At 66.0% G+C, this 23,087-nt stretch carries 14 protein-coding genes; 5 read left to right on the forward strand and 9 right to left on the reverse strand.

What is annotated here, in order from left to right; translation table 11 throughout:
* Nucleotides 1-33: 33 nt before the first annotated feature.
* Nucleotides 34-1,140 carry a hypothetical protein gene (locus ACN469_RS17700; protein WP_498769414.1) on the forward strand — a complete coding sequence of 369 codons (1,107 nt, stop codon included), beginning with the start codon at nt 34-36 and terminating at the stop codon, nt 1,138-1,140.
* A gap of 93 nt (nt 1,141-1,233) precedes the next feature.
* Here ACN469_RS17700 and ACN469_RS17705 read toward each other — a convergent pair whose 3' ends face one another.
* The 7 genes from ACN469_RS17705 to ACN469_RS17735 form a co-directional block, all read right to left on the reverse strand.
* Nucleotides 1,234-3,084: a GON domain-containing protein gene (locus ACN469_RS17705; RefSeq protein ID WP_498769416.1), complete on the reverse strand. Its 1,851-nt coding sequence runs from the start codon at nt 3,082-3,084 to the stop codon at nt 1,234-1,236.
* Between the two features lie 180 nt (nt 3,085-3,264).
* The gene (locus ACN469_RS17710; RefSeq protein WP_498769418.1) at nt 3,265-3,978 is read right to left on the reverse strand and encodes a hypothetical protein; all 714 of its coding nucleotides are present in this window, start codon (nt 3,976-3,978) and stop codon (nt 3,265-3,267) included.
* Nucleotides 3,979-4,067: 89 nt separating this feature from the next.
* Nucleotides 4,068-4,442 (reverse strand): hypothetical protein, encoded by a 375-nt coding sequence (locus tag ACN469_RS17715; protein WP_498769420.1) that lies wholly within the window; start codon nt 4,440-4,442, stop codon nt 4,068-4,070.
* Nucleotides 4,432-7,953: a DEAD/DEAH box helicase family protein gene (locus ACN469_RS17720; protein WP_498769422.1), complete on the reverse strand. Its 3,522-nt coding sequence runs from the start codon at nt 7,951-7,953 to the stop codon at nt 4,432-4,434. Before ACN469_RS17720 ends, ACN469_RS17715 begins: the two co-directional genes overlap by 11 nt.
* The gene (locus tag ACN469_RS17725) at nt 7,950-10,013 is read right to left on the reverse strand and encodes a phospholipase D family protein (RefSeq protein ID WP_498769423.1); all 2,064 of its coding nucleotides are present in this window, start codon (nt 10,011-10,013) and stop codon (nt 7,950-7,952) included. The genes ACN469_RS17720 and ACN469_RS17725 overlap by 4 nt, the downstream gene beginning before the upstream one ends.
* Nucleotides 10,010-11,341: a hypothetical protein gene (locus ACN469_RS17730; RefSeq protein WP_498769425.1), complete on the reverse strand. Its 1,332-nt coding sequence runs from the start codon at nt 11,339-11,341 to the stop codon at nt 10,010-10,012. Before ACN469_RS17730 ends, ACN469_RS17725 begins: the two co-directional genes overlap by 4 nt.
* Before the next feature lie 250 nt (nt 11,342-11,591).
* Complete coding sequence (locus ACN469_RS17735) at nt 11,592-11,717, reverse strand: hypothetical protein (RefSeq protein ID WP_498769427.1); 126 nt, start codon at nt 11,715-11,717, stop codon at nt 11,592-11,594.
* Between the two features lie 183 nt (nt 11,718-11,900).
* Between ACN469_RS17735 and ACN469_RS17740 the strand changes: the two genes are divergently transcribed.
* Nucleotides 11,901-12,194: a hypothetical protein gene (locus ACN469_RS17740; protein WP_498769429.1), complete on the forward strand. Its 294-nt coding sequence runs from the start codon at nt 11,901-11,903 to the stop codon at nt 12,192-12,194.
* 103 nt (nt 12,195-12,297) lie between these two features.
* Here ACN469_RS17740 and ACN469_RS17745 read toward each other — a convergent pair whose 3' ends face one another.
* A complete protein-coding gene (locus ACN469_RS17745; RefSeq protein ID WP_498769431.1) occupies nt 12,298-15,054 on the reverse strand; it encodes an aminotransferase class V-fold PLP-dependent enzyme in 2,757 nt (918 codons plus the stop codon).
* Between the two features lie 613 nt (nt 15,055-15,667).
* Between ACN469_RS17745 and ACN469_RS17750 the strand changes: the two genes are divergently transcribed.
* The 3 genes from ACN469_RS17750 (at nt 15,668) to ACN469_RS17760 (ending at nt 21,165) form a co-directional block, all read left to right on the forward strand.
* On the forward strand, nt 15,668-17,827 hold the full coding sequence (locus tag ACN469_RS17750; RefSeq protein WP_498769433.1) for a carboxypeptidase regulatory-like domain-containing protein: 2,160 nt from the start codon (nt 15,668-15,670) through the stop codon (nt 17,825-17,827).
* A 469-nt stretch (nt 17,828-18,296) separates the two neighbouring features.
* Nucleotides 18,297-19,124, forward strand: coding sequence for an MbnP family copper-binding protein (locus ACN469_RS17755; protein ID WP_498769435.1), 828 nt, complete (start codon nt 18,297-18,299; stop codon nt 19,122-19,124).
* A 58-nt stretch (nt 19,125-19,182) separates the two neighbouring features.
* Nucleotides 19,183-21,165 carry a heparinase II/III family protein gene (locus tag ACN469_RS17760; protein WP_498769437.1) on the forward strand — a complete coding sequence of 661 codons (1,983 nt, stop codon included), beginning with the start codon at nt 19,183-19,185 and terminating at the stop codon, nt 21,163-21,165.
* Here the strand turns inward: ACN469_RS17760 and ACN469_RS17765 are convergent.
* Nucleotides 21,162-22,838, reverse strand: a complete 1,677-nt coding sequence (locus tag ACN469_RS17765; RefSeq protein ID WP_498769439.1) for a polysaccharide lyase 6 family protein — start codon at nt 22,836-22,838, stop codon at nt 21,162-21,164. The two genes, ACN469_RS17760 and ACN469_RS17765, sit on opposite strands and share 4 nt — an antisense overlap.
* Nucleotides 22,839-23,087 lie beyond the last annotated feature (249 nt).

A 23,087-nucleotide genomic window follows, 5' to 3' on the forward strand; every position in this document is an offset into this window, starting at 1 on the left:
GCAGGCGTGTCGTCGCGAAAGGTGGCGGGTTTCATGGTTTCGATTCGTACGGGTGCTCTTGCCTGCATCGTCGTGCTCGGCTTCGTCGCTGCTTGTGGGAAGGACCCCACTCCCCCTCCCGTCGAGACACCCGACGCGTCCGTCGAGACACCCGACGCGTCCGTTCCGGAGCAATGCGACGGCGGTGGTGTCGTGCTGTGCGGCGGGTCCTGCGTGAACACCCAGGTCGACCCGGCCCACTGCGGCGCTTGCGGCAATGCCTGCGTGACCGGCGAGGTCTGTGAGGGGGGCGCCTGCATCCTGCGCTGTCAGATTGGCGGCCAGCAGGTGGCCTCCGGGACAGTGAACGCGGCGAACTCATGCGAACAGTGCGTGCCAGAGGTCTCCGCGACCACCTGGACGCAACGGGCGGACGGGACGCAGTGCGGCGCGGGGCAGGTGTGCTCAGCGGGCGTGTGCGGTCCGAAGTGCTTCATCGACGGCACCCTCCATGACGAAGGCGCGCCGAACCCGGCGAACGCTTGCGAGACGTGCCAGCCGGCGACGTCGACGACGCAGTGGTTGGCCCGCAGGAGCATTCCACTGCTGGTCGGCGGTGAAGACATCGCGGCGCAAGGTTGGGCGGTGGTCAGCCAGGCGCCGAACACGCTCACGTACGGCGCGGACTACGTGCGCCTCGCGACGTCGACGAACAGCGGCGGGAGGACCAGCGGGCAGTTGCTCCTCACGCGGGCGAATGCGTTCGACGGAACGAAACCCTTCAAGCTCGAGGTGACGCTGCAAGTCGAGTCGGCGAACCCCCACAACTCGCTCGACAGCGGCGCCGCCATCCTGGGGAGCTTCACGTCGCCGTTCGGCAACAGCACGGACCGGGCGCAGATGATCTACCTCGACAGCGCGGCGATTGGCTGGGCGGACGACACGCAGTCCGCGGCGTTCGCGGTGATCAGCGGCGGGTATCACGTCTACGAGCTGGCGGTGGATGCGGCGAAGGTCGCCACGGTGAGCATCGACGGCGTCGCGAAGCTCACGAGGAACAACTTCACGACGACCGGCGGCATCGCCATCGGCGACCAGACCAACGACCCGAGCGTCGATGGCGTGATGCGCATCAAGTCCGTCGAGCTGCTCTGTCCCTGAAGCTGACGACCAGGACCTCGACCTGGAGGTCTTGAAGGGTTCAGGCGGCAGCGGCGATTGCCGCCTGAACCCCGGGGGCGCACCCGAGAGGCGCTACAGCCCGACGTAGGTGAGCGGCAAGAGGCCATTCACCGCCCAGATATCTCCGCACCAGCCGCCGCCGGTGAGGTCTACCCTCTTGCTGTCGCTGCTGTAGGTCGCGGAGCCGCCGGCCTGCCAGCCCCTGACAGCGAACGCATTCGGCGCGACGGAGAACGGCGTACCGTTCAAGTCGACGTTCCCGGTCCCCGCCGCGTTCCATGGGCCCATGCAGGCGCCCGCGAAGCCGTAGGGAACCGACGTCACTCCCCAGGTGGTGATCTGCCCCGTCGAGCTCGCGAACGTGAGGTCATCTGTCTTCAGATAGGTCAGCCGAGGCGTCTGGATGCGCACCTTGCTGAAGGTGGTGACCACGTCGGTGCCCGCGATGGCGCCCCCTGCCTGCTGTCTTGAATAGTTGCTGCCGGACCCCGAAACGACGAGGGGCAGGTATTCCTTGGGCTCTGGGGTCTGCATTCCAAGGCAGTAGGCGGAGTAGGGCTGGTGGTTGTCATTGTTTGCATGGAGCGTGTACACGCCGTCCTCGGCCCCGGGAAGCATCGCCCGATACTGCGCGCAGGTGACCACCGTCGCGAGCATGAGCCGTAGCTGGGTGGGGTGACGGGGGCCGAAGTGACCGCAATACCCGCCCCCTCGGATGGAGATCCGCTGGTCGCCGTGGGAGAAGTCCACGGACCCGTTGAAGCGCCAGCCTTGCCCCGCGATTTCACTCGGGACGAGCGCGAACTGGGTTCCGGTGAGGTCGATGGAGGCCATGCCGCCCTGGCTGTATTCGCCGTTGCAGTCGGCCGCGAGCGCGAAGCCCATGGATGTGGAGGCGGTGCTGCTGCCTCCGATATGAGCCGAACCCGTGCTGAGGCTGAAGGTGGTGTCGTTCCAGTCGACCAGAAGTGAGTCCGGGTGGAATCGAAGCCGGTAGAAGGAGGTCTTGAGCCCGGTGGGCGAGGTGTTCCCCGCGCCATAGGACGAGTAGTTGGAGGTGCCCCATCCGTACCGCAGCGTCAGGTATTCGGCTGGGGTGGTGGCCATGTTGTGGCAATAGATGTCGACGAGCTGCCCGCTCACCTGGAGCAGATACTCCCCATTGCCTTGCGTCGGGTCGAGCGCGCGCGCCTCGGCGCAGCTCTTCGGGACGGCGCTGAAGGGGCCGGTCAAGCCGATCCACTCGAGCTGAAGGCGTGGGGCCCCGGCCATTCCGTTCCATCCAAGGGGCCCGGTCCATCCGCAATTGCCGCCGCCCTTGAGGTCCACATTCTGATGCCGTCCGTAGGCGTCAATCTGCCCGGCGGGCTGAAAGCCCGCGGTGGCGAACTGATTGCCGGCGACCGCGAAGGGCGTGCCAGAAAGGTCGACGTTGGCGAAGCCTGTCATCGAACTCCCGCCGAGGCAGTCGGCCGCGACGCCATAGCCCAGCGCGCTGTAGTAGGTATTGCCACCCATCCAGAGCACGCCGGTGCTGGTGGCGAAGGTGAAGTCATTCACGTCGACGAGCAGCGTCTCGGTATCGAGGCGGATCCTCTGGAAGGTGGTCGCGAGCGTGTTGGCGCCCCGGGAGACGTTGCTGCCTGGCAAGGTCCGCCGGAGCGTGAGGTATTCGCGCGGCGTGCCTGACATGCCGTGGCAATAGATGGACATGGCGCGGCCACTGACAGTGACCGTGTACTCACCATCCGTGAGGCTCCCCTGGTTCCTCAGGAGCTGGCAGGGTGGGGTGGCCAACGCCACTCGCACCACTTCGGCGGGCGCCTCGACTTGTGCGCCAGCCTCCTCCGGCGTCAGGGGTCCGCCACAGCCAATGGCGAACACGACCAGCACTAACGGAGACACCACTCCGAACAGTTTCATTCCTTGACCCTCTCCATGCATGACGTGCCTGGCGTGCGGTGCGCCGAATCAGTCAGCACCACCCGACTTCGAGTGTCAAGAATGGGTCATACCGATTGTGCGTGTGTCATTCGGGACGGCTTCATTCCGGTGCCTCCCGGGGCGACTTCGACTCCTGCGCTCCGTCGGTCGCTCCAGAGGTCACCGAGGCGCGGTGTCACCTGCGTTGCCCAGGGGCTCGCGCTGTTGCTTCACGCGTCGGGCGTGCTCCTGCCGGAGGACACAGACATGGCAGACGCCCGCGATGAGCAGCAGGCCCCAGGTCAATGGGGGCTCACGCGTCATGCCCAGGACGACCACCGACAGGCCCAGCAGCCACGGTGCCCAGACAGCCTCGCCCTCCCTGTACCGCACATAGACGCGTGCGGGGAGCAGGAGCAGCACACAAGGCACGAGGAAGCGGGGCCACTCGTCGGGTGGCCTGTGCAACATGAACCCGAAGGAGAGGGCCGCGTAGCAAGCCCACTCCACCAGCACGAGCCCCGTGCGCCACGCCAGCAGCCCGCGCTCTGACGGGGCCAACCCGCGCGGCTGGGAGTGCCCCATTCGCGAGTCCTCCTCTGCCCTGAGTACAAGCAGCCTCGCGCGACGCGAGCGCACCTGGGTCGCGACGGCCATGAGTCCCACCGCGGCCGTGCTCCCCATGACCATGAAGTCCGCGAGGGCAGGGGAGCGTGCGTTCGGCGCGAGCACTGTGACCCGAGGACCCGAGGGACGGGGGGAGGTCTGGTCGAGCCGGACCGCGAGGGTGTGAGCCATCATCGCCGCGAGCGCGACGAAGACACCCAGGATGATGGGAACTTCACGAGGCGCGGCCACGTCGACAGTGCAGGAGAGAGCGGTCCCCCGTGTCAAGTCACTCTCCCAGAAGTGTGCCGCGCACGAGCGAGCTCACTCGCGAGGCATGGCCGTGCCGGGCGGAGTTCAGCGAGGTGGTGTCGCGACTACTCTGTATCCCTGCCCGTCAACAGATACTCCAGTCGGTCACTTTCGGCTGCGACATGACGCAGGACGAGCTGGAATTCTTCGGCGGTGAGGCCGGCCTTGGGAATCCAACCTTCCGCGTAGACTCGGCCCCGTGTGTCGAGCCGGAATCCGACGAGCTGGGCGGCGCGATTGTAGCGCCAGAGGCGGAGCGGGAGGTCCTGGACGTCCCGGACCGTCGCCGCGCGAGCGACGACGGCGTGGAACTCGAAGACGTCTTCCGTCTCATGGATGCGGACGCGGTGGCTGCGCTCGTTCTCGAAGCGGACGATGACGTCGTCCCCGTCGATGGTGACGCGTGAGCCGCGACAGAGTGTGCGCCAATCAGAGCCCATCGCCGCCCTCGTCTCGGAGGTCGGCCTCGAAGGCATCAAGCCGTGCATCGCGTCCATCGTCGAAGTGTTCCTGCTCCATCCGGTCGGCCTGCTCGGTCACCCGTCGCACGAGGAGTCGAACGCGGATTGTGTCATGCACATGGGAGCCTAGCACCACGTCATCCTCTATGGTCAGGTCATAGAGGCGCTCTTCCTTCGTTAGAATCGCGCCGATGCGAGATGGCACGCGCGCGCCCCGTGTGGCGATGGGCTCGGGATCCTCATCCGGCGCGGTGCGACCAATGGGGCTGATGCATCGGACCACGGGGTGACCCTGCTCGGATCTGAGCACCAGCGTGAAGGGCTGGATGCGATTGTTCGGGAGCGTCACTGTTCCAAGGAGTGCACCCTTGGGCGGGTGCGGTGCCCAGTCGATGTGCGGACCCAGGGCCGAGCTGTGCCTCAGTTGCTCGAACCGCTCCCTCACCCGGGCTCCGAAGGAGTCCTCGACCGCCAGGGCCGTCTTGGTGCCCCGGGTGGCCCATTCCGGGACTGGAAATGCGCTTTTGAGCGGGCCGATGAACCGGTCGACCTGTTTTCGTGCTGCCACCATCTCCCGTTGCAGATCGATGCGACGCTGCTCCAGCAAGGGGACGCTCAATCCTTCATGCATCAATCGGAGGAAGGTGCTCATTCGATCCAACACCCGCTGCACTTGGAGTACTTCCACTGTGTCCTGGAGATGGGGGATGAAGACCTGGAGCCAATCCTCACCCCCTGGCTCGCCACTGAACGAGGAAAGCCTGCGGTCTGACTGGGAGCGGACCCGGTCGATACGGCCGACGCGCTGTTCCATCGCCGAGGGTGTCCAGGAGATGCCGTAGTGGTGAATGGAGGAACAGAAGGTATGCAGGTCCTCACCTTCCTGCAGCAGGTCGGTGGTGACGAGGACGAATGGGTAGCCCGGCATCCGGAACTGGCGAACCAGTGTCTGGTTGACCTGTCCTGCCATACCTCCGGTGGGTTGTTGCTGGCGCAACAGGCTCGCCAAATAACGCGCGGACTCACTGAGCGGTGCGGTCCGAGCATCCGGAGCGTTCACATCGAGAATCAGGTCGAGGTTCTCGGCGATTTCGGTCAGCTCGTCGACAGCTCCCCAGGGGCGTGGCTGCGGCGTGCGAAGCTGGGCTTCGAGGAGGTCCATGTACTCGCGGAGAAGTCGCTCGCCTCCTGCCTCCATCTCGCGGTCGTCGGATTCGGCGGCGGCGCCACGCCTGATTGTCAGGATGGTGCGCCCCGCCATCGACGCGACGTAGAGGTCGATGAACGCATGTCCAAGCCGCGCCGCGACGGCTAGCAGCTCGGCGCGCAGTACCTGTCCCCGGAACTGGCTTCGGAATGCCTCGGCTGATTCCGCGAGGAGAGGGGCTTGAGGCCAAATCCGTGCCCGAAGCCCGGCCCGCTCAGGACGGCGCAATTCGCTGAAAAACGTGGTGCGCTCCAGTGCGGAGGAAAGCTCCAGTGGGGCCTCGGCGGCGGGTTCGCGAGACACCGAGGCCATGAACCGTTCCTCCCAGATGACGCCCGCGTGAATGGCAAGCATTCCCGTTCCACTGTCGCGGAGTAGTTCGAGCGCGGCAGCCTGTGCCGCCTCCATGCGGCTGGCTCGCGTGACGACCTTGGCTCTGCGGCTCAAATACCTCGCGGCGCGTTGGCGAAGCTTGTCGCTGGTCTCCGCGACGGAGAGATGGAGGGTCGCGGCGAGCGAGGCCAATACGTTTCCAGACTCCGTGCCCAACAGCGCCATTACATGGTTGTCGGCGAAGAAGGTCGAATAGGCGCCACTGCCCTTGATGAAGCGAGACTGGATGTTCGCTCCACTGAGGACACCCTTGGGTCCATCCCCCCGGAAAAACCAGGCGAAGAAGGTGTCGGTGCCTCCTCGGTCATCCACTTCTATATCGGTCCCGACGACGTCGAGCGGAGTGGGGACGGACCCTCGTTGTATCCACTCCGCCGCTCCCTTCTCATTCCGGTACAGGGCGACGACGTCATCGAAGGGGGCTCGCAGCGCGTCGGGTATTCGCTCACGCAGGTGGGGAATCAGCCAATCGTCATACCGCTCGTCGAGCTTGCGCTTCAGCTCTTTCACCGACGCGACGCGCCGGACAAACACGAGCGCCTTCTTTCCCGTCACCCAGGAGGAGGCGAGGCTGTCGACGACGGTGTCCATCTTGGGATGGGGCATTTCTCGCCCGAACTTCGACCGGTAGCTTCGCGCGAGTCGGTTCAGGTCGTGGACGTCGATTCCCTCGCGCTCGATTGTCTGGTCTGACTGCTCCGCATCGTCGAAGACGCTCGCTTCGTTGTCGTCGCGCTTCAGTTGGGCGGTTTCCAGGAAACTCTCGAATGAAGCGAGCATGCCGATCTGGAATGAGCGATTGAACTGCTTGCCGCTCAGCAGCTCACTCACCTTTTTCTGTACGAGAGCCACGATCAGCCGCTGCCGGTCGTCGGACACGGTAATGGGCTCGTCGTGTTGACGAACACCTCCGGACCGCCATTCGCGCCGATACATGTTCTTCGTGTGCTCCTTCCCCGCGATTTGAATCGACGTTACACGCCGTACCAGGAAGTGGGCCGCGACCTCCTTCTTTCGCTCTTCCGGGATCGTGTCGTCGCGTAGCTCGCGGAATCCTCCCGCGAGCCCAAACAGGTCGAGCTGGTTCCAGACGTGCTTGTACGTCTCCTCCAAGGGAGTGGCTGACAGGAAGAGCACATGCCCTGCGCGTGAGCCGTAACCCGGGAAGAGGCGAGGGTCGGGGGTATCCTCTGGGGAGTGTCGACCGAAGGCTTCGGCCATGACCTGGTTGCGAGAGGAGCCCGAGGTGCTGAAGCCATGCTTGAGGTTGTGCGCCTCGTCGACGATGACGAGGTCGAACTTCGGCAGCGCGCAGCACAGGGCCCTCGCGAAGTTCCGCTTGAAGACCTCTTTCTTGTTGCGCAGGTCGAACGCCTCTTCGCCGAGCCAGGGCAGGTGGCGCCGCAGCCCATCGCGAAGCCCCATCCAGCCTTCGCCTGTATTTCCCAAGGCAAGGCTGAAGCTGGACATCCGGACGAAGAAATCTCGATTGGGGTCGATGCTCGTCTCGTGAACCAGTTCGAGCAGGTTGCCGCAGGACACGAGTGGCCGCGCGGGCCGGCCGTCGAGTGCGCGCATCCGGAGGTCATCGAACCGCACATTGTGGGCGGCGAAGTTCGTCAGTTCCTTCTGCCACTTGCGCTGGATATTCTCGCGAGGAGTGATGACCAGCACCCGGAAGCTGGGGTCGAAGTGTCGGAACAGCGCGAGGGCCCCCAGGGCGACGTACGTCTTGCCCATCCCCACCTCGTCGGCGAGATAGGCGATGCGGTGCTTGCGGAGGATGTTGTGAATGGCCACGGCCCCGCGGAGTTGTTCTTCTGCGCGGTGTCCGGCTCCCATCCGCTTGCCGAAATCGAGCAGTGCCCGGGCGGTGTCGAGGTCAATCATGGCTGCTCCTTCTCGGGAAGGGCTTCTGCCCGCTGGAGGAACCACCGCTCGAACCAGTCGAGGAAGGCCGGCATCTCCGAATGCCCGGTGGCAAGAGCATCACGTAATGAAGCAGCGTCGCCGAGGTGTGTCTCAATCCGTCTGACGTCCTCGCGATGATCTGCCCAATAGTCGGGATACGCCCGACCGATCTCGCGTAGGAGTTGCTTCGCGCAGAGCGTGACGACGTAGTGCTCGACGCGCTCTCCGTTGCCCGAATGGGCATCCTTCAGCACCCGCTCCAACAGGCTGCCCAGAGAGTCGTACTTCTTGCCGAACAGACGGTAGTCGGCTTCGCGAGTCCTGGCGTCCGCGAGTGCCTGGCGAACGTGTTGGTCGAGGCTTTCGAAGGCGTGGAAGATGCCCGCGAAGCGGTCGAACAGTGTCGTCTCGAAGGGAAGTGGCGCCAGCTTCGCGAGCAGGGGGTCGTCGTCGCCCAGGATGTTCGCGCGTGCCTCGATGAAGGCCGCGCGCTGTTCGACAGTGAGTAGCGCCCAGTATCGCAGGATGTCCGCGGCGCTCAGGTCGAGCAGCACGGAGGGACGAGCAAACATACCCTCCTCCTGAACCAGGAGGAACCCGGGTTTGGAGTCCGGGCCAACGATCTCCAGGAGTGAGGTGGCGTGGAGGGTGGTTTCGAGTCGCTGGCATTGCTCCGCGTTGAGTGGCACCCACGTTCGTGGCGAGAGGTCCGAAATTTCCAGCACGGTGATGCCGCCATGCCTCGCGAGTAGAGGAGGAGCGGTGGTGGAGTCATCCCAGAAAGCGCTGCCCGTATGGGTATCCCAGCGGAATCGAAGCATGAGCCGCGTGCCGCCGTCCGTCGCGGAGCCTTCGGTCTCTTCACGGGGCAGGAAGGCGAGAGGTCGTCGTGTCTCGGCCCCCATCCACCAGTCTGGTCGCGCGCCTGACGTCGCCTCGACGAGAAACCCTGTCTCCCAATTTCCTCCCCGGCCCGCAACGCGACAGCCAGCCGTCGTCAGGTTGGCGGAACCTACGAAAAGAATCTCCCGTCCGCCTCGTTTGTTCTGGAAGAACCGATAGACCTTGGCGTGGACCGTGCGGTGTTTGGAGTCTTCGGCCCTGCCCAGTCGGAGCAGCTCCCCTGGCAGGGCCCCCCAGGCCACTCCGGGCTGGGCTTGCATCCAGGCGAACAACTCTTCGGAGCACAGGGCCTCACCTTTGTCGTTCCGGGGAAGAAATACACGCGCTTCCTGGATTTGGAAGCGTTCGAGCAGCTCCGTGAGCGGGGCCGACGTGCCGCCCCCGTCAAAGTAGGGGGAAATCACCTCGAGGCAGAGACCGTGCAGGGCCTTGCCCGAGGCCTCTTCAAGAAAGTCCGGCAGGGATGCTTCGCCGTCGTGGAACTGGGAAAGCAGCTTGCCGTCCACGGAGCGATTCTCGCGCTGGGTCGTGCCGCGCAGGAACGCACGGATGTCGCGCGCGGCGCCGTGGTGGGCCCGAAGCTCGTCGTTCGCGCGCCGGCCTTCGGCGGCGCCGACGAGGGCATCGAGGTATCGCAGGAGGGCGTCGCGCAGGGACGTATGCGCTCCTTCGCCAATCTCCTCCACGTGGGCGACCTCGACGTTCTCCCACCAGCCGGCTCGTGTGAGATTGGCGGATGCGCACGCGCAGAGCAGGGCTCGGTCCCGCTTCCCGTCCTCTGCGGGCTTGGCGTCCTCGACGAGCACCAGGACATTCTTGGGATGGAAGATACCTGTGGCGTGCCGAATCGGGATGCGGCGGGTGTCGAGCTTCGCGGCGCCACCCTCGGGTACCAGCCCGTGCTGGTCGTAGTAGACCGTGATGCTCCCCGGCAGCGCACGCAGTGCTTCCTCCAACTGGACGAGCTTGATGGCCGGGGCATGGCTGAGGGGAATGTCGAAGAAGACGGGCAGGACCTCGGACTCGAAGAATCCTGGCTCGAAGCGGAAGGTCGTGAAGATTGCGGAGACGAGCCGGCGCTCCTTCATGCGCTCTTGGAAGTGCTCGGACAGGACCGCGCGGGGAATCTCGCTCATCGCGTGCCTCGAAGGTCGGCTGCGACGATTCTCAGCGATTCGATGAAGTAGGCATGCCGCCAGTAGATTGGCAGTGCCTTCGCGGGAGGAAGTCGGCTCAGTTGTTCATCGCGGAAGCGCACGTGCAGCTTTCCGTCCTGAAGGGTGACCCACGCCGCCGCCGAGCGTGCATTCATCACGGCCTCGTTCTGCGCGAGGACCAAGTGGATGGCCTCCTCATAGTGGCCCCCATGAAAAGCCTCCGCGAGCTGAAGCCAGCGCGCTCCAGAGTTTGTTTCGTCGCTTCTTGCGCGCAGCTCGGGCTCCAGCGCTTGTGTCGCTCTGAGGTCAATCGTGCCACGGGGGGCCGTTCCCCAGTGCTGGCGGACGCCTTTCGCGATGGTGGAAGGGGACTGGCCATTACATCCCATCACGTGCTCGAAGAAGGCCACCGCCGGGGCGATGAGCAGCTCCGCGATGCGAATCCTCTCAAGGCGATGTGCCAGCTGGCTCCCCAGCTCCCCGCGCTTCTCCGCACGGTGTGCCAGTTTCTCGAGGCTCCTTGGCGTGAGGGTCCAGTCCTCCTCGTCCAGTGTCTCCGTAAGCAACTCGGCGAACAGTCTTTGCTTGCCCTGGGTCCCGCGCGTGGGTTCGAGGTCCGCCGGACCACCGTGGAGGAGGTGCTCCCGGTAGAGCGCTCGTTCGCCAGCGCGGACCTTGTTCAGGATTCCGGCGACGCCCCTGATGACGGCGGCGTCACGTGAGTTGTCGCGAAGGTCGAGGGGGTGGTCCTTGGCCCGCAGGCGGTCAATGATGCCACGCGCCGTGCGAGCACCCTGCTGTTCGAGCTGTGGTAGCAGGTGTTTCTCCACCGTGATGCGGGTCTCCTCCGAGAGCCGTGTCGGGTCCCCCTGGACGAGGCCGGAGGCCCTGGCTGGCACCGTGTAGAGGCCCCAGAGACCGTAGATTTTTTGGTTGCTGAGAATCTGAGCCGCTGCGTCGATGCCCAGGCGGATGCGGTCACCATCCGCCAGGCGCTTCGCCACTCGCTCGGTGCCTCGATAACCATGATCTCCGTTGACGTGAGTGCGTGCATACGCCGCGAGCTGTTCCCACTTCAGGAACGTTGCGAGGTTGCCTTCGGTGCCGCCCTCGTCGGAAACCCGCTCGGCGAAATAGTGCCCGAGTAGAAGCACCGTGAAGTCTCTCACCGAGTTGCTCACTGTCGTCAGGTTGGCGACGACGTGACGTCCGAGACGAGACCAGATGGCCTGGACTCCGAGCGGGTCTCGTGAGCCCTTGATGGCCGCGCGTGAGTCGAGTTGTGTCAGGAAAGGGATTGTGAGCATGACCTGGAGGTTCCCGCCAGCGTAACGCGAGTCTGGCCGCTCGACATCGAGTCAGACCATACCCATGGAGAGGGATGTCCAAGGCGCATGCCGCTCCTGTCGTCATTGACTCAGGGCGCATACTTGATGCAGTCAATCTCCACGAACAGGATGGGGGAGGGAAGGGCGGACACCGCACGCCTTCCATTCTGCTTCGCTGCTGCCTTCGCCGCAGGGGCTCGCGAAGGCCGCGACAGCAGCGCGAGGGGCCTCATTGCGCCACGTCCTTCGAGTCGAGGGGTCGCGCGGCCACGGCCTCGATTTCCAGCAACCATGCCGGGTCGTAGATGCCTGAGATGATGCTGCGGCGCTCCGAGGGTTGGCGTGCCCTGCTCACCTGCGCTTGAGGAGTCACCGAGGCGCGGAGCCGCCCGTGTCGGACACCCGCGCGTCAGGGACTGTGATTGACCGATGGGGGACAGTGCGTGGAAAATCGCAATTGCTGTCGTGCGGGACGTCCATCTAAAGCCTGTGTGCGCCCCAGGGTCGGGGCGTGGTTCCCCTCGCAAAAGGAGCTCCGATGAAAACGCTGAGGAATGCCCTGCTGACGCTCACCGCTACCGTCACCCTGGTCCCCGCGGCGGCCGTGGCCCTGCCGCCACCCTGTGCTGAGATCTGCTTCGAGCCGGACAGCTGTCGCGAGGCTTGCTCCATTGGAGTTTTCCTCTCGACCTGCCGCCGCGCTGGCTACTGCGAAGAGGTCGACGAGGCCGAAGAGCTCATGAGCTCCGTGTCGCGACAGGACGCCTGGGGCGAGGAGGAGACCGCTCCAGTCTGCGACGAGGCTCGGCAGCGCGAGGCCGTCGAGGGCTGAGTGCCGTCGGAGACGCCCGACGCCCATGGGCGAGCCTCCAATTGCCCGAAGGCATCCAGGCGCTCCGTGAACCCGCGCGGTTCACGGAGCGGTGGGAGCAGGTTCAAGAGGCCGCGGACAGATAGTCCTCCAGCCTCGACGTCTCGGTGTTCATCAAGGACTTCGCGAACAGATAGAAGCGATACGCGTCCCGGAAATTCGAACCGAGGCCGAACGAAACACGGACCGCTCCGCAGAGCCCCTTGTTGAGGATCTCCTCGTCGAAGGTCTTGCAGTCGAAGATCTTCTGCGTCTTGTCGAGCTCGCAGTGCTCCGCGCCGGCCGTCGTGTAGGTCGCATGCTGCACTGCCCCCAGATTGCAGAAGCAGCCATTGCGAATGCTGATGCCGAAGGACTCGGCGGCTCGCTTGACCTGGGCATGCGGGAAGACCGCGTTGTAGCAGTCGAACAAGTTCAACATGACCGTCGCGCCCTTGTCTTCCGGCGCGGGGCCATAGACTCGACAGAGGGGGCCCTTGGCCTTGATTTCGTGCTGGAGCGACTGCAGCTGCGTCTCGAGCCAGCGGGCCAGCGCATTCGCTCGATCGCCGAGGTTGTTGACTCCAATCCTGGAGATGAACTCGAAGCCATAGGCGATGGCGTGGAAGGCTGCGTAATTGGGGGTGCCGACCTCGAATTGCCTCCCCTGGTCATGGTGCAACAGCCGGTCCGTGGGAGACCATGGTCCGGAGTAGTAACACACCGCTCCACCGGCGAAGGACGGCGGGGTCAGCTTGCGAAGAGAAGACCTCTTCGCGATGAGACAGCCGGCCCCGGTCGGATAGCCAAATATCTTGTAGAGCGATACGGGGACGAAGTCCGGTTGATATGCGTCGAAATCGAACTCCGACAGGGGGACGAACGCCGCCGCGTCGCACAGGACCATGGCTCCATGCGCTTGAGCGATCTTGATCCACTTCAAATCATGCTTCGCGCCTGTTGCGTTGGACTGGGCGGGAAACGCGAAGAGGTGGGTGTGGCCGCGGTCGAGCTTCTCGAGCGAGCGCTGCAGCGAGCTCTCGATGAGCAGCAGGTCTTTGTTCAGGGGCACGTACTTGACCGAGGCGCCCTTGGACCTGGCGTACTCCCTGATGCCGTGGATTGAAGTGTGGTTGTCCTTGGCGAGGAGGAACTCCGAGCCGTTCTCGAAGGGGAACGACTCTGCCACCAGCCTGATGGCGCCGCTGGCGTTCGGGGTGAAGACGATCTCGTACTCCTCCGGCGAACAGCGGAAGAACCGGTAGATCTCCGCTCGGGCCTTCTCGTACGCCGCTTCGGTGGTCTTCGAGCCGGTGTGCGGATTGCCAAGGATTGTATGCTTCAGGACCTGATAGTCATACTCAATGAGGCTCTCAGGCGGGAGCGCACCGCCCACATGATCCAGATAGGTCTCCATCTGCGCGTCCAGGCGTGAGAACTCATTGCGTCTCAGCGCTTCGACTTCGTCATCGGGATACGCAGGATGAGCGGCCAGGAAGGCCGACTTCATGGCTTGATAGTCCCGCCGGGACTGCGCCTCCACGCGCGGGAGCAACCGATCACCTCGACTCTCGACGAGTTCTGGCGCCATCTTGCGAAACGAATCCAGTCCATCGAAGTCCGGCAGGGCGCCGACGGCGACGGTCTCCTTGCAGGTCTGGTCGACCGCACCGCGCAGGAGCCAGGCCTTGACCTGGTAGTTCTGGTCAGGAACCCGCGAACGAAGCTCCCGGAGAATCGTATCGAGATACGCCTCCCGGGTGAGGGTGTCACATTGGTTGAACTCTTCCAGCAGGATACAGGTGTTGAAGATGAATTCTCGCGTGTCCTCCTCGTCCAGGAAGAACGACAAGGGACACGAGGTCGCAACCTCGGGGACGCCCCTGGCGAGCCCCTCCAGGGAGAATGCGTTCGTGATGGCCGTATGATCACTCAGGCTGAGCGCCCTGTCCAAGATGGCCGAGGGAGCGCCAAACAGCTTCTGGGACTGCTCCCGCGTCAGGCCGAACAGTTCGTTGTAGTGGAAGACCGTGCCGTAGATCTTCCCTCCTGGACGGAGCACCCTCTTGAACTCTCTCGCCACCTTGGTCTTGTCAGGTGGGAACATCAGGCCAAATCCACAGACGATGATGTCGAAGCTGTCGTTGCCAAACGGCAGGTCCGCCATGTCGACGTCGGCGTGGAACTCGACGTTCTGCTTGAGCTCGTCGCCCACCACGGTCTTGCACACGTCGATGGCTATCTTGGAGAGGTCCGTCGCGACCAGTCGCAGGTTCAGCGGCTTGGCCAGGTCTTCGTAGAGATGCGTCGTGATCCGGCCCGTCCCACAGGCGACCTCGAGGATGCTCGTGACGGGCGCTTCCGGCCGGATATCCTTTCGGATCTCCCGTACGAGGAGCTCACCATAAGGTTTGAACAGCTTGGGCCCCAGTACGCGCTCATAGAACTCCATGAACGTGCTCAGGGTCCACTTACGCTCCGACACCGTTTTGCAGTGTTGCTGGGCAGTGCTGTTCATTTGTGGGCTCTCAATGGGCAGATGAGGCGTAGGTGTGGCGAGTCTGTCTTGTAGTTCGATCCCCCGCGCGGCGGGGGACTGGTGTGCCTGTCTGGGTTGGGTACCCTTTAGAGTTGTTGAACATTCCTCGAATGGCAAGGCGCCTTGTGAATAGAGGGCGGTGCGGGCCAGGGTGCGGGGTGTCTGTATTCCCGTGCGGGCTGGAATGCCTTGCTCCGCTGTGACGAATACGTACTCATGTTGCGCATCGCGCAACATCAGCGACGCGACCTCGCTCTTCCAGTCGCCGAAGTCGAACCACGTCGCCGCGCCTTTGCGGTCCACTTGGAGACGAGTTGGTCAGGAACACCGCGCCCGTGTTGTGTTCAGGCAATCACAGCACTTCGGGCCGGCTTGAGTGGCCAGCGGGCCTTGGCGTCGTGCGCGGCCCAGGCCGCCGCGATGGCCGTATCCACGGACCGGGCCCCGGTATCGACCCGCGTGATGCGCGAGTCTCCTTCGGGCGCGGTCAGCATCACCGAGGCTTTTGGGGGCTGGGGCGACGTCGACCGAGCCCGGCATCCAGACCCTCACCGTCTCCGGGCCGCGCGTGGTTGGGCGGCGAGGAGTGAGGGCCGACGAGGAGGGGCGACCTGGCCTGGAACTGCGGTAGGATGAGGTTCGCCGTGGTCGGGCGTAAGGAGCAACACCGTGCCCAAGGGTCAAGAGAAGGCGAAGAAGGACAACAAGCCGAAGCTGACGACGAAGGAGAAGCAGAAGAAGAAGAAGGAGAAGGAAGAAAAGAAGAAGTAGCTGGGAAGGACCTCTGGGCCGCGCGCGAATCAGCAGCGCCGCCGTGGTCCCTGGTCCAGAGGCTCGACGTCGGACCTTCGGAGTCGTGGGAGCAGCCCTCGGAGCAAGGGGGGCCTCCCTCGACTCCGGGCTTCGGGAGGGGAGCATGCACCGGTCCTCGATGGTGGCCGTCATCCTCGGTGTGCTCGCCATCGGCTGCGCGGGCGCGCTCCTCTTCTTCGGGACTCCTGTCCCCGAGCCGGCCGCGCCCTCGGTGCGCGCGTCCTCGCCCCGGATGACGCTCGGCGAGCGGCAGGCACCCCAGGGGCTGTCTTCCGTCGCCCGGGTGGTGGGCCGGGTGCTCGCTTCGACAGGCCAGCCCATCGCGAGCGCGGAGGTGCGGTTGCGGCCGTGGGAGGAAGGCGGCACCTCGGAACACGCCGTCACCCACGCGGATGGGCGCTTCCTGCTCGAGACGATGGCGCCGGGCCCTCGCATCTTCTCGGTGACCGCCGTCGGCTATCTGGACATCCGGGCCCAGTCCCACGAGGTGCCACGGGAGGGTATGACGCTGGACTTCACGCTCGCGCCGGCGGTCCTCCTGGAGGGCATTGTCGTCGACGAGGCGGGCACTCCCCTGGCGGAGGCCGAGGTGGCCGCGATGACGCCACCCTGGAAACTGACGGACCCATCGCGGCCTTCCGACGAGTCGATCGCCGCGGAGCAGGCGGGCGGGACGACCCAGCGGCTGGGGACGTACGAGTCGGCCCGCTTCGAGACGGTGACCGACGAGGACGGGCGCTTCATCCTCAAGCTGCCGAAGGGAGGGCTCCATGACCTGGTCGCCGCCGCGGCAGGCTTCGTCTTCACGCGTGTGGAGGTCGAGGCGCCAGCCAAGGACCTTCGACTGGTGCTGCGCGCGGGCGGGCAGGTGGTGGGCACCGTGGTGAGCGCCAGCGGTGAGCCGCTCCAGGAGGTGGAGCTCTCGCTGACCCCGGACGGAGTGCAGTCCCCAGATACGAGCAGTGCGAGCGATGAACAAGGGCGCTTCAGCATGCGCGCCGTGACGCCCGGTCGGTACACGCTCAAGGCGGCCTTCGCCACCGGAGGCCCTCATCGTGCCTCGCAGGTCGTCCAGGTGCGGCCCCAGGAGAAAACGACGGTGGCCCTGCGGATGGACACCGGGCGCTCCGTGTCCGGCACCGTCGTGGACGCGGCAGGACGGCCCCTGTCCGACGCCGAGGTGAAGGCCCACTCCCACCGGGACACCTACGCCGCGTTGGAGAAGCAGGAGCGAGGCATCAAGGTGTGGGACTCCGTCGTGAGGACGGACTCCGAGGGCCGCTTCACGGTCGCCCACCTGCTGCCGGGCAAGAGCGTCCTCGCCGTCGAGAAACCAGGCTACGTCGTGCACGAGGGCACGCGCGAGGCAGAGGACTCGCTCGAGACTGTCTTCGAGACGGTCGTCACCGCTGGCGCGACGGACGTGAAGGTGGTGCTGCGCTATCTGGGCAGTTTCCGCGGAAGGCTCCGGCGCCCGGACGGCACGCCCATCACCCGCTTCTTCATCAACGACTCGGGATTTCGAGCCGAGGACGGCGCCTTCGTGTTCCCCATCGAAGAGCCGGACCTGATGTGGCTGACGCTCGAGGAGCCAGCCCACTCGCGCACGGTCCGCGAGGTTCGGGTGGTGCCCGGCCAGGACGTGGACCTGGGTGACCTCATCCTCGGACCGGGGCGGCGGTTGCGCGGGCGGGTGCTGGACGCGACCACCTCCGCCCCCGTCGGGAGTGCCACGGTGAGAGTCCGACTCACGCCGCCGTCCCCCGTCCCCGGGGCAGAGGGACGATGGGTTCCCGCGCTGGCGAGCACGTTGACGAACCCGTCGGGTGTCTTCGAACTCGAGCCGGTGGAGTCGGGCCTGCTTTCCCTGAGCGTCCATCATCCCGGCTACCTGCCGCTTCAGCAGAGGGTGGGCTCGGGTGACGAGCCGCTGGAGCTGAGGCTCTCGTCGGGCGCGCGGCTGGAGGGCACCGTGAAGGACCGCGAGGGGAAGCCCGCGACCGGCGCGCTCTTGAAGCTCGTCCCCGTGGCAAACCATCGGGGCTCCGCCCGGGTCATCTTGATCTCCGAGGATGGGACCTTCGCGGTGGGAGGACTCGCGCCTGGGGAGTACGTCGTCACCATTCGTTCCAGCTACGACTCCCTGGGCAATCCCTGGTCGGAGACCCTGGTGCACTCCGAGGAGCTGGTGGTTCCCGAGGTGGGCGTCCTGACGCGAGATATCCAGCCCATCTGGAGACCCCTCTCGTATCTCATTGAGTGAGGGCCTTCCCGAAGGCCGCTCGCGACGCCGTCCACGGCGTGGGGTGCCGAGCCCATGCGGGCCACCCGGAGCAAGGCGTCCCAAGCCTCCGGGATGGCGCGGTGGAGGCCTGGAGGCCGCGTCCCGAGGATGAGGAGCGGGAATGCCCATCGGGGGGCAGCCCGCCCGCCTCACTTGGGAAGGCGCGTCGCCATGGGAACGCGCTGACACGGCAGCCACCCTGCTGCAGGGCAATTGCGCTGTCGCGCCAGGCGTCCCTTTCGCGGCCCACGCGGGTGGGCGCACGCCATGCAACCGCCCGCTCCCGCTGTGGTCGTCGCGCACAGGGGGCCTCGTGGCTGACACGGGCAAGGGAGAGGGGATGTATCCGGGAGGGGAATGGTTGCGAGCGCGCGGGGAGGCGGGACGGTCTTCGGCGCGCATGGGGACCCACGGACGGAGCCTGTCGGCCGCGTGGGGGTGGATGGGGATGCTCCGGCTGCTCGTGCTCGTGGTGCCCTCGCTCCTGCTCGCCTGCATCGGGGAGCGTGAGGTCTCGGTCCAGTTCGCCGCCCAGGTGCGCGGCGAGTCGCTGCGCTGTGATGCGAGCTACGAGAAGGTCGGTGCCTCGGGGACCCGCCTCCAGTTGCTGGACTTCAAGGCGTATGTCCACGGCATCTCGTTGGTGCGAAAGAATGGAGAGAAGTACCCCCTGGTGCTGGCGCAGGACGGACGCTGGCAGCGCAAGACGGTCGCCAAGCTCGACTTCGAGGACGGTACCGGCACCTGCAACACGGGCAGCCCGGAGCTCCACACCGAGGTGACGGGCGTCGCGCCCGACTTCGACGACTACACCGGCGTGGAGTTCACGCTGGGGGTGCCTCGCGAGCTCAACCACCGGAACGTGGAGTGGGCCGACGCACCCCTCGATGACCCCAGCATGTGGTGGAGCTGGACGTACGGCTACAGGTACCTCCGGCTCGACGTGCGCTCGGGCGGCAACAGGGCCTACGTCTTCCACGTCCGCGCCGATGGCTGCACGGGGACGCCCGACATCGGCGTCGACTGCCGCGCGGAGAATCAAGGCACCATCTTCCTCACGGGCTTCGTCCCAGGCCGCAACCGGGTCGTCTTCGACGTGGCCGCGCTCTTCGCGAGCACGGACTTCGAGAACTCCGGAGACGGGCTGACGGACCCTGTCCCCGGATGCTTCTCCAGCGCCGACGATCCGGAGTGCGCCCCGCTGTTCCCGCAGGTCGGGCTCGGCGACGGGCCCAAGGCCCCCGGCCGCGCGGGCGCCTTCATTCGTGTGGAGTAGGTCCGGCGACGTTCGCGTGGACTGGACTGTTCGCCTTCTTGCAACGGAGTGATGAGACATGCCTCGAAGACTGGGATGGAGAGCCGTGGGAGGTGCCTTGCTCCTCGGGCTGCTCACGCACTGCGGGCATGAGAAAGAGCCGTCGAAGGAGCTCGACTCGGCCCAGGTGCTGAACATCGCCTGCGGGCGCGAGGACGCGAACCCGGTGCAGCAGAAGGGCTGCCAGGGGAGCGCGTGCGTGGTGCGGGGCCACGTCTTCGGAAAGGAGGTGGCCTACCTGTGGTTGGACGAGGGAGACCTGGAGCGCGCGGACCTGCTCCTCAAGGACACCTGGACGGTGCCCCGGTTCGAGCCCATCCACCTGCCGCCGCCGCTGACGTGGACGGAGGACCCCTACGGCGAGAAGTTCTGGCGCTACGTCTTCTACGGGTTGCGGCCCACGGCCCACCTGCTGTGGGCCTTCCGGGAGACGGGCGACGCGCGCTACCGCGACAAGCTCATGGAGGTCTTCAGGAGCTTCGCCGGCAACAAGAAGAACTCCGTCTTCAGCCAGGACAAACATGGCACCGCCTACCGGGCCATGGTGCTCGTCAACTCGTACTGGAAGCTCAAGCACGCGGACGCCCTCTCCTGGCAGGACGAGAAGCTGCTCGAGTGGCTCATCCTCGACGACGCGCGCTTCCTGGCGGAGACGAAGAACTTCGAGGCCGGCTTCAACCACGGGTTCGCCGAAGCGGCGGCGCTGCTGCTCATCTCGGAGAACTTCCCGCAGTTCAACGACGCGCCCCGCTGGCGTGAGCTGGCGCTCGCCCGCTACGAGGGGCTGCTCGCGGACATCATCGGCTCGGATGGCTTCATCATCGAGAACTCGGCCTACTACCAGTTCTACGTCTTCACCCAGGTGTATCAACTCGCGCAGTGGGCGCAGACGTACGGCCTGGAGCTGCCCTCTCAGGTGTGGCCCGTGCTGGAGCGGATGGCCCGCTTCGCCTCCTACGTCGTGCAGCCCGACGGGCGCATCCCCATGCTCGGGGCGAGCCAGCGCCTGCTGGTGCGCAAGCACCAACCGGTGTTGCTCGCGAGGATGGGCGCGGTCTTCCCCGAACTGGGTCACATGCTGACGGCGGGCATGTGTGGCAGCGCCCCCACCGAGCGGCTCGCCTTCTTCGCGAGCTCCGGCGTGGCCGTGCTGCGCTCCTCGTTCGACACCGCCCTGGACTACCAGGCACAGACGCACCTGGTGTTCGACATGGGGCCCTACCGCACGGACCACAGCCACCTGGACGCCCTCAACGTGGTCCTCTACTCGGCCGGCCGCACGCTGCTGACCGACTCCGGCATGTTCACCGAGGAGCCGGGAGAGGAGGAGGCCTACTTCCGCAGCACCCGCGCCCACAACACCGTGACGGTGGACGGACTGGACCAGAGCGATGGGGACGCCAGTCCCGGCCTGTCCGCGCAAGGAGGCCCGTGGCTCTACCAGTCCGGCTTCCATGCGCTGTACGAAGGGGTGCGCCACTGGCGCGCGGTCCTGCTGCTGGAGAAGGACGTCGTCCTGGTGTTGGACCAGCTCACCTCGGAAGGCTCGCACCGCTTCGAGCAGCGCTGGCAGTTCCAGCCGGACCTCACCGTCTCCACGCAGGGCGTCTCCGCCTCCGTCACGGACGCGACGGGCAAGCGCGTCCTCCAGGTCACCCAGGCGCTGCCGGAGGGGCTGTCGGTCTCCACGGCGCGTGGCGCGACGAAGCCGTACGACGGCTGGTACTCGGAGGACTACGAGGTGCGCAAGGCGTCGACGGTGCTCGTCTACCCGCGCGAGGGCGCCCAGGCCCACTATGGGACGCTCTTCACGAGTGGTTTGAACGCCCTGTCACCGGCCCACGTCTCCGCCCTGCCTCGGCAGGACGGGGTGGAGGTGCACGCCTGTGCCGCGGGCCGCGGCTATCGCATCCGGGTGTGGCGGCCCGCCGAAACGGACGAGGCCGTCACGGTCACCACCACACCCGAATCATGTGAGCGCGCGAATACCGGCTCGCCCTAGGGGGCTCGGGGGCCGACGTCCGCGGCGGTGAGGGGACGTCGCGAGGCCGGGCTGCTCGCCGCCTGGTCCGCGCCCACGTCCAGCGCGCCGGAGCGCACCTGTCCATCCATGTCCGTGGCGGGGCTCACTCCGCCCGTGGAGGAGCGCGCCGCGCCGATGACCGGGCTCGCGGTGGACGGACGCAGCAGGCCATCCGCCGCGCGCACCAGCAGGGGGTCCACCCGGACGTAGCCCGCGGACGGCATGTCGCCGGGGGAGGCCGCGCCCCAGAGCAGGTTTCCGGTGGCCGTGAAGCCCTGCGGGGCCCGCTCGAAGTCCACCAACGCGCCCTGCTCGCCGACGAGGAGGTTGTTCTCGACGCGCAAGTCCCTGGCCGGAATGGGGCGGCGCGAGTCGGAGGCGCCGATGACCAGGTGCGTGGGCCGGTTGCCCACCAGGGTGTTGAAGGCCACCGTCACCCGATTGGCCACGCTGCAGTCCGTGCCCAGGCCCGTGTCCTCCTCGGTGCAGCCGCTGCTGAGGACGATGGTGCCCTGGGCGCCCGTGCCGGTGCTGCCCTCGATGTAGTTGTTGGTGATGACGTGGTCATGCCCGTAGATGCGCACCCCCCCCGCGTTGTTCAGGAGGAAGTTGCCGTCCACCACGTTCTTGTTTCCGTGGCGCAGCACCAGCGAGCCCTTGTTGTTTCGCAGGGTGTTGCCGCGGAAGACGTTCTCCGAGCTCTTGTTGGAGATGACCTCGGGGTCGCCGTTGCACTCCTCGAAGAGGTTGGCCTCCACGACGGTGTGCGCGCTGATGGGGCCGCGCTTGCTGTCGCCAATCCTCAGGCACTCGCCACCCTCGCTGTCGAGGGTCAGCTTGTGGAAGTAGTTGTGGTCGATGCGGTCGCCCTGCGACATGCCCGTGCTTCCGTTCGGCGCATCGCCATAGACGGCGAGGAAGACGTTGGAGCTCGTCTTGTCGTGGAAGTAGTTATGGTCGATGCGGTTGTTGCCGCTGCCCGCGCCCTCTAGACGCATCCAGGTGCTGATGGACGTCGTGTCCTTGATGGCGAGCTCGTTCCGGGTGACACGGACGTGCGTCGAGCCGACGATTCTCAGCGCGACGTCTCCCTCTTCCACCGCGTGGGTGAGCTTGAAGCCCCGCAGGATGACATGGGCGGCGTCTTCCACATGGAAGCCCGAGGCGCCGCTGAGGGTCGCCCCGCCCACGCTCTTCGCGGTGATGACGATGGGGTCCTGCTCCGTCCCCTGGACCGACACCTCGATGGGCGTCTGATTGGTGTAGGCGCCGTCGGCGAGCTCGATGCGGTCACCCGGGATGGCGGCGGCAATCATGCTTCGCAGCTCGTTGAGGTTGCGTGCGGTGAGCGTCCGCTTGGGGATGGGCAGGACATCGGCCTGCTCGGGAGGGGGCGGAGGAGGCTCGGGCTCCGTCGGGTCGGGGATGGGGACGACGGGACCCGGGTCGGGTGAGGGCGCAGGGGTGCCGGGGTCGGGCGCGGGCTCGCCGGGGTTGGGAGTGGGCTCGGGCTCGCCGATTCCAGGGGAGGGGGCAGGGGTGCCCTCGTCAGGCGTTGTGGGCCCGTCGCCGGGTGCCGCCTCTTCCGCCGTCCCCTTGCTGCCGCAGCCTGCCGACAGCAGCAGTGAAAACGTCGTGACCGCGAATGCCATTCGGAGTTTCCGCAAACGGTGTTGCCTCCAGCGGGCTCCGCGCGAGGGGCACACCGCCACGCTCGGGAGCGGTCTCCCAGGCGCGGCAGGTGCCACCCTGTTCGGCGGACCCTGCGTCTGTTTGAGTGGAAGGCCTCAGCCCTCGCGCCAGCGGGCGAGGACGGGCCTTGCGACGCAATCCCCAACGCACGCAAGGACTCTGAATTCCAGCTCCGAGGCTTCCGCTGTCATCCGGAGAAGACGAGCCCT

The sequence above is a fragment of the Corallococcus terminator genome, assembly GCF_049194865.1.
Taxonomy (GTDB): Bacteria; Myxococcota; Myxococcia; order Myxococcales; family Myxococcaceae; genus Myxococcus; species Myxococcus terminator_A.